The organism is Streptomyces sp. MB09-01 (assembly GCF_033794505.1).
Lineage (GTDB): Bacteria > Actinomycetota > Actinomycetes > Streptomycetales > Streptomycetaceae > Streptomyces.
Map to the genome: position 1 here is coordinate 1 of NZ_JARAYQ010000410.1, position 4,946 is coordinate 4,946.

5 protein-coding genes are annotated in these 4,946 nt (G+C 74.0%); all 5 read left to right on the plus strand.

Annotated features, from left to right (window positions below):
• A partial coding sequence (locus PV721_RS41180; protein ID WP_319733684.1) for an anti-sigma factor occupies positions 1-552 on the plus strand: 552 nt, incomplete at its 5' end.
• A gap of 108 nt (positions 553-660) precedes the next feature.
• Positions 661-1,101, plus strand: a complete 441-nt coding sequence (locus PV721_RS41185) for a hypothetical protein (protein WP_319733686.1) — start codon at positions 661-663, stop codon at positions 1,099-1,101.
• A gap of 477 nt (positions 1,102-1,578) precedes the next feature.
• On the plus strand, positions 1,579-2,391 hold the full coding sequence (locus PV721_RS41190) for a peptidoglycan recognition family protein (protein WP_319733688.1): 813 nt from the start codon (positions 1,579-1,581) through the stop codon (positions 2,389-2,391).
• 478 nt (positions 2,392-2,869) lie between these two features.
• Positions 2,870-4,222: a lipase family protein gene (locus tag PV721_RS41195; protein ID WP_319733689.1), complete on the plus strand. Its 1,353-nt coding sequence runs from the start codon at positions 2,870-2,872 to the stop codon at positions 4,220-4,222.
• A gap of 104 nt (positions 4,223-4,326) precedes the next feature.
• The coding region (locus PV721_RS41200) for a hypothetical protein (protein ID WP_319733691.1) at positions 4,327-4,946 on the plus strand (620 nt) is incomplete at its 3' end.

Genomic DNA, 4,946 nt, shown 5'->3' on the forward strand with positions numbered 1-4,946 from the left:
CCGCGGCGACGAACGCTCCGGCCCACCGCGGTCCTCAGGCGCAGGGCCGGAGCGTTCGTCGCCGCGGCCTGCGTCGCCGTCGCAGCGGCCTTCGGCGGACTCGCCGCGTACCAGTACCAGCAGGCCGAACAGGCCCGTACGCAGGCTCGGCAGGCCACCCGGCAGGCCCAGGAGCTGGCCGCCGTCATGGCCGCCCCCGACGCCCGGACGGTGCACGGACGCACCAGCACCGGAGCCACCACCTCCGTGACCACCTCGGCACTGCGCGACCAGGCCGTCTTCGTCAGCAGCGGCCTGCCCGCCCCTCCCGCCGGCAAGACCTACCAGCTGTGGTTCGACGACCACGGCACCAAGCGCTCCGCCGGCCTCGTCCAGGCCGACGGCGCCGTCGTCATGCAAGGACGCCCCGACAGCGCCCGCGCCGTCGGCCTCACCCTCGAACCCGTGGGCGGCTCACCCGAGCCCACCACCAGCCCCCTGCTGCGCCTCACCCTCGGGCAACCAGACCAGGACGCCGATTCCTCCGATCCATCGGATGAAATGTCTTTTTGACCGTTTTCCAATCCCTCCGGCGGCCGGTACCGAATCCCTTCACGAGCCCCCCTGCGGAAACAGGGGCCGAGCATCCGCTCATTCGTGAAGCAGAAGGAGGTGAGACCCATGACCGTTTCCGTGCGGACCCGCAGCCTTCTCGCGGGCGCGGCCGTGGCCGGCCTGCTCTCTGGCGGCGCCACGCTCGCGGCCACCGGCACGGCCGCCGCCGCTTCGACACCGGCATCGGCATCGGCATCGGCGGCCACTGCTCTGAACGGGGACCGTGACCGTGACCGTGACCGGCACGACCGCTGGGACGACAGGAAGCACCGGTCGGAGCGCCACGAACGCTGCTCGTGGACCAAGGGGCACTGGGCCAAGACGTGGGGCAAGGGCCACTACGAGAAGAAGGGGCACCACGGCACCTGGCACCCCGGCCACTACGACCACCGGGGCCACTGGCACCCCGGCTGGTACGGCCACGGCTGGTCCCAGAACCACTGGGTGCCCGGCCACCACGACACCCACTGGGTGCCCGGACACTGGAACTGCCACAACAAGTGGTAACCCGTTCACCTGGCCCGCAGGGGCTCCGGGCACCGCCCGGAGCCCTCTCGCCTTTCCCGGCAGGCACGGCGGCAACCGCTCGCTCGGGCAGCAAAGCCCGACGGTAACCAGCCCGTGAGTAGACCCGTCCCCCATCTGCCCGGACGCAGGCGGTGCGGGCTCCGCCGCCACCCGCCCGCCGAACCGGTGGAGTTGAACGGCGCGCAGCACGGCTTCACGGTGCACGAGCCCCCTCGTACGGCGCCCTCCCGGCGGTTCCCGCAGGGCGGCCCCGTAGAGCAGCCCCGTAGAGCGGCCCCGTAGAGCGGCCCCGTAGAGCGGCGGCCCGTGGCGCGGGCCCCGCTCCCCCGCGCCGGCGCCGGGCCCCTGTGCGCCGCGGCCGGCCGGGGCCAGTCCGTCCGCGGCCCGGTGTGTCTGCGCGGCCCGTGCGGCCGGGGTCCCTTCAATGGGCAGCCTCCTTACGGAAACGGGCACCGCATGACCTTCTCCGCACTGCACACCCGCCGGTCGGTCCTCACCGGCGGCTTCACCCTGGCCGCCGCGGCGGCACTGCCGCTGGCCGCGGCCGGGCGCGCGCACTCCGCCGCCGACCCGGCCGTCATCGCCTGCGCCACCTGGGGTGCACGGGCCCCGTCCGAGCCCGTCGTCGTCCTGGCCAACCGCCCGGAGCGGATCGTCGTCCACCACACGGCGACGGCGAACGTGACGGACTACTCGAAGCAGCGCGCCTTCGCCCTGGCCCGTGCGATCCAGACGTACCACATGGACGCGCAGGGCTGGATCGACACCGGTCAGCACTTCACCGTCAGCCGCGGGGCCTTCGTGCTGGAGGGCCGCCACAACAGCCTCGCGGAGCTGCGCGCCGGCACCCGCCAGGTGCGCGCGGCCCACTGCGTCGGGCAGAACACGGTGTCGATCGGCATCGAGAACGAGGGCACGTACACCTCCCAGGCCCCGCCGGCGGCGCAGTACGCGATGCTGGCCGACCTGTGCGCCCACGTCTGCAGCCAGTACGGCCTGCCCGCCTCCGAGATCTACGGCCACCGCGACTTCAACGCCACCGCCTGCCCCGGCGACCGCCTCTACGCCCTGCTCCCGGCCCTGCGCAAGGACGTCGCCACCCGCCTCGGCAAGCCCCTGCAGGACCCGGAGGCCGATCCCGAGGCCGATCCCGAGGCCGATCCCGAGGCCGATCCGGAATCGGACCGGGTGTGGGACCTGGTCCGGCAGGCCTCGAACCCGCCGGCCGCGGCCTACGCGGAATACCTTCCGGCAGGCCTCCTGCCCTGACCGAAGGCGGCGCCCGCACCGAACGGCCGGCCCCCGCCGCGATGGGCGGGGGCGGCGCGCGTCAACACCGTGGTCCGCAGCTCATCCTCCGGGCCGGCGGATTCCACGAGACGGGCACGGCAGGGCCGGCCCCGCCCGGAACCCCGTGGATTCGGGGCCCCGGCGTCCATCGGCGCCGGCCCGGGAGCGGATCGCACCTGCCCGCGGCCTGACGCGTGCGCGCAGTGGATCACTTTCGGTGCCAGCATGCCCGGCGAAAGGGGGGCGGCGCGGCGAACACCGCACAGGGACGAGAGGGAGGACCGTGACGCCTCAGACCGTGACGCCTCACACCGTGGCAGCGCAGACCGTGACGCCTCAGACCGTCGCAGCGCAGACCGTGACGCCTCAGGTGGCCGATGAAGCAGCTCAGCCCATTCCGGGGCAGAGCAGGCCGGCCGCCGACGGGCCCGGCGCCGTCCCCGGCGCCGGTGGGCCCGTGGCGGGGGGACCCGACGCGGAACTCCTCGTCGCGGCGTCCGTGCTGCTGGCGGACGCGGCCCTCACCGCGAAGCGGGCCGGTGCGGAACTGACCGGGGCGCTCAGCAGCTGGCGGTTCGGGCTGGCCGCCCTGCGCCGTCCCGGGTGGGCGCTCGGCACGGCGGTGTCGTGCGCCAGGGCGCTGACCAGCCCTCCGGGGCTCGGGTTCGGTCCGAACGGCGGGCTCGCCGGGGAACTGGCCCGGATGGCGGGCAGCGTGACCTACCGCCGGCCGGCCGCGGTGTCCATGGCCGTGGACGCCTTCGCCCTGCGGATCGAGGCAGCGGTGGCCGCGCACCCGAACCTCGGCTCGGCACCGGCGAGGCGGCTCACCGACGCCATGGTGGAGGGCAACCGGTGGGAGGCGCTGCGGGCGCTGCACGCACTGGTCGAGCGGCTGGGCGTGACGCGCGCCCTGACGACCGTCAGCCCGGTGATCATGGAGTTGCTGGCGCTGCTGGGGCTGCTCGACGAGAACCCGGTCAACGACGGCTTCTCCTGGGTGACGCTCGCCGGCGGAGTGCCGACCACGGACCCCTTCCTCGGGCTGCCGAGCTCGCTGCTCGCCCGCCTCAACCCCGGCCCCGGGCGGGCCGAGCGGACCGAGCCGGACTCGATCCTCGCAAAGGTCCTGACGACCTCCCGCAACGACATCGTCAGCTACATCAACGACATCGGTGCGCTCGGCAACCACGGGCTGGTGCTGCTGCGGCGCGTCAAGTGCGCCGACGGCCGCGTCAGGTACGTGCTGCTGCTGCCCGGTACGAGCTTCGTCCTGCCGAGCAACAGCACCCCGCAGGACCTGATCGGCGCGTTCGACGGGTTCCTGCGCTCCGACACGACGTACACGCGCGCGGCGCGGAAGCTGCTGCGGCGGGCGGGGGTGCCGGCCGGGTCGGAGCTGATGTTCGTCGGGCACAGCCTGGGCGGACTGACGGCGATGAACCTGGCGATGGACGTGGAGCTGGCGTCCGCCTACCGGATCACCCACGTGGTCACGCTCGGCTCCCCCATCGACAACAAGCGCCCGGCCGACCACACCACCCAGGTGATCAGTCTGGTCAACAAGCACGACGTGATCCCCATGCTCGACGGGCGCGGGCCCGCCTCCCCCCACGACATCCCCGCCGGCTGGGTCGAACTGACCTGGCTGGACGAGTCCTACGACTATCCGCTGTCGCACGCGCCGCAGGCGTACTCCGACAGCCTGCGCGGGGAGACGGCGCACCACCGGGACCGGGTGAACGAACTGATCAGGGCCTACGACGGCGAAGTCGTCGGGAACCAGCCGTACATGCTGCGTGACAGATGACCGGTGACAGATGACCAGCGACCAGCGACAGCGACCACTGACGAGTGACGAGCGAGCGGCGAGCGCGTGAGCAGCGAGCACGTGAGCCAGAGGGAGAGCGAGCGATGACCTATGCCGACGGCCCGGCGGCGGCGCGGCCCGAGACGGCCTGGCCCCTGGAGAACGTGCTGTTCAGCGCCGCACTGGTGGCCCGGCGGATGCCGTGGGCGGACCTGCCCGCACGCACGCTCGGTCTGGACGCACTGACCCGCGACGGGCTGACGGACCGGCTGATGGCACACCTGAGGAGCGGCCGGGACGGGCGTCCGGTGCGGCTGCGCACCCCCTTCGGGGCCTTCCTCGTACCGCTGACCCGGGCGGACGCCGAGAGCCTGCTGGCCCGTGCCGACGGCGCCGGGGCGCTGGGCGCCCCGACCGCTCTCGCGGCCGACGGGCGCCGGTACGGGCTGTCGCCGCACGTGGTGGCGGCGGGCGACTGGGAGGTGCCGTCGCAAGGCGGCGCCGGCTGGCTGAGCGCCCAGGTGGCCGAGGAGCTCGCTGCGCTGACCGGGGCCCGGCGGGAGGACGGCAGCCTGGGCCCGGACCGCTGGCGGGCCGGCATGCTGCGGCTGAGCCGGCGTGTCGTGCTGGGCGCCGAGGCCGCCGAGGACACCCTGCTGAGCGAGATGGTCTCGGCGGCGGCGGGCGCCGCCGAGACCATCTCGCTCAGCAGGGTGTCCTCGGC

What these genes read in the sequence shown, in the direction of transcription:
- PV721_RS41185 (WP_319733686.1), top strand. Translation starts at nt 661, where the DNA reads ATGACCGTTTCCGTGCGGACCCGCAGCCTTCTCGCGGGCGCGGCCGTG.
- PV721_RS41190 (WP_319733688.1), top strand. Translation starts at nt 1,579, where the DNA reads ATGACCTTCTCCGCACTGCACACCCGCCGGTCGGTCCTCACCGGCGGC.